This is a genomic window from uncultured Tateyamaria sp. (genome assembly GCF_947497045.1).
Classification (GTDB): Bacteria; Pseudomonadota; Alphaproteobacteria; order Rhodobacterales; family Rhodobacteraceae; genus Tateyamaria.
Genome location: NZ_CANMEU010000037.1, coordinates 1 through 2,791 on the forward strand (window position 1 = coordinate 1; position 2,791 = coordinate 2,791).

Annotated in this window: 2 protein-coding genes; both read left to right on the forward strand. The window is 55.8% G+C overall.

Features of this window, described 5'->3' with window-relative positions; translation table 11 throughout:
* On the forward strand, positions 1 to 1,347 hold a 1,347-nt coding region (locus tag Q0859_RS21365), incomplete at its 5' end, for a calcium-binding protein (protein WP_299155173.1).
* A 212-nt stretch (positions 1,348 to 1,559) separates the two neighbouring features.
* Positions 1,560 to 2,791: ABC transporter transmembrane domain-containing protein (locus Q0859_RS21370; RefSeq protein WP_299155176.1), on the forward strand; the 1,232-nt coding region annotated here is incomplete at its 3' end.

The following is a 2,791-nucleotide window of genomic DNA, read 5'->3' on the forward strand; positions in this document are numbered from 1 at the left end:
ATTCTGGCGGGTGACGGCGATGACGCGATCTATGACGGAGCTGGTGATGACACCGTTGAAGGCGGCGCCGGTCGTGACAGGTTGTACGCTGGAGATGGCGCGGACAGCTATGATGGTGGGGCCGGTGTCGATGAAGTTTACTATACAAGGTCCACCAGCGGTCTGACGATCGATATGACCGATAGCACGAACAGCACTGGCATTGCTGCCGGAGACACATTTGCGAATATCGAATACGTGCGAGGCTCGGATTTCGATGACGTCATAATCGCGGACGCTCAAAGGGTTTTCGGCAACGGTGGCGATGATATTTTGCAAGATGGAGCCGGTTTCCAGTTTCTCTTGGGCGGTGCAGGCGCAGATACGTTCCGGTTTATTGCAGGTGATGTGACGCGGGACCGTGTGCAAGACTTCGAGCTGGGGCAAGATCGGCTGGACTTCAGTGCGTGGGGCGCAACGCAACTGTCTGAGTTGAGCATTAACGAACCGGTGAGCGGGTCCGGAACCCCGCAAGGGCGGCTGCTTATCGAGTATGGCGCAGAAGGCATCTGGCTGGATGGTCTGGGTTCGAATGATATCGCCGAACTTACGTCAGACCACTTCATGTTCGCGACACCGCCAGTGGTGGATCCTGATGGCGGTCAGATTGTTGACGGCACTTCGTCCAATGACAACATCAACGCAAACTTTGTGGACGCAGACGGGAACTTCATTTCCGACCAAGGCCAGTCAATTCTGGCCGGTGACGGCGATGACGCGATCTATGACGGAGCTGGTGATGACACCGTTGAAGGCGGCGCTGGCCGTGACAGGTTGTACGCTGGAGATGGCGCGGACAGCTATGATGGTGGGGCCGGTGTCGATGAAGTTTACTACACAAGGTCCACCAGCGGTCTGACGATCGATATGACCGACAGCACGAACAGCACTGGCATTGCTGCCGGAGACACATTTGCGAATATCGAATACGTGCGGGGCTCGGATTTCGATGACGTCATAATTGCGGATGCTCAAAGGGTTTTCGGCAACGGTGGCGATGATATTTTGCAAGATGGAGCCGGTTTCCAATTTCTCTTGGGCGGTGCAGGCGCAGATACGTTCCGGTTTATTGCAGGTGATGGGACGCGAGACCGTGTGCAAGACTTCGAGCTGGGGCAAGATCGGCTGGACTTCAGTGCGTGGGGCGCAACGCAACTGTCTGAGTTGAGCATTAACGAACCGGTGAGCGGGTCCGGAACCCCGCAAGGGCGGCTGCTTATCGAGTATGGCGCAGAAGGCATCTGGCTGGATGGTCTGGGTTCGGACGATATCCAAAACTTAGGCGCAGACGACTTCATATTTGCTTAAGCCTAAGCTGTATATAGACATATATGCCCGCTCTGAGAGGCTGAGCCGTACTCAACCAAATTGCTCGAACTATGATAGCATCAATGGCCAACTGGCTTTGCTATCACGCCCAACCAAGTGTAAGTCGAGAGTTAACAAGGTAGCGATTGGATGGATCAAGCTGAGAGCCGAAATGGTCGTCGACTTCAGGTCTTAATTCCGTTGGTTATTCAATGACAGGTTACCATGAGCTTCGCGTCGCAAGACGGGCATCGCGCAAATTGTATTGGTCCGTCGGCATCTTCAGCGCGTTTACCAATATATTGATGCTCACCGGACCACTGTACATGCTGCAGGTCTACGACCGGGTTCTTGGAAGTGGCAGTGAAGAGACCCTCGTCGCTTTGTCGATATTGGTGATCTTTCTATATGGCGTCATGGGGATACTGGACTACACCCGTGGTCGCGTCATGGCGCGTGTGGGTGCTCGGTTTCAATCCGCTCTGGATGAGCGTGTCTTTGATGTGGTTCTGCGTAAATCTGCCACTGCGCCGGATGCCCGCACCCAGTCCGGTCTGATGGATCTGGAAGCCATTCAACGGCTGCTGACGTCACCTGTGTTGATGGCGTTCTTTGATCTGCCTTGGACTCCAATTTTCATCGCGGGAATTTTTCTTTTTCACCCGCTGTTGGGGTGGTTGGCGGTCGCAGGTGGGGTTTTTCTGATCGGCATCGCGCTCGTCAATCAACTTCTCTCCAAACGCCCTCAACTGAGAGCAGGACAGGCAGGACAGGCTGCGACACGTGTATCTGATCAGTTCCGGGTGGATGCCGAGATGGTTCAGGCGATGGGTATGAAAACGGCCGCGCTGCTGCGATGGCGCAACGCGCGGCAGGCATCACTGGTCGAGCAGATCAAAACCACAGATATCGGGGGTGGTTTCTCCTCGCTGACCAAAACGGTCCGCCTGTTTCTGCAAAGTGCGATGCTGGGGCTGGGCGCGTATCTCGTCTTGCAAAACGAGATGACGGCAGGGGCTATGATCGCAGGATCGATAATGCTTGGACGGGCTTTGGCCCCGATCGAACTCATGCTTGGGCAGTGGCAATTGGTGCAGCGTGCCCAATCGGGTTGGCACGCGCTGGCGGCATTGCTTAGTGCCGTTCCTGCAGAGCGCGAGCATACCGATCTGCCAAAACCAAAGGCCAAACTGGTGGTGCAATCGCTCACGGCAGTGCCGCCGGGAGGGAGAAAACCGGCCCTTGGCAATGTGGGATTTGAGCTGCCGCCTGGGCAAGCAATGGGTGTGATTGGCGCGTCTGGATCTGGAAAATCAACGCTCGCGCGATGTCTGACGGGGGTCTGGGCACCGGCCAGTGGCTCGATCCGTTTGGATGCCGCGGCCCTTGATCAATATCATCCTGACGCATTGGGTACGTTCATCGGATATCTGCCACAGCGCGT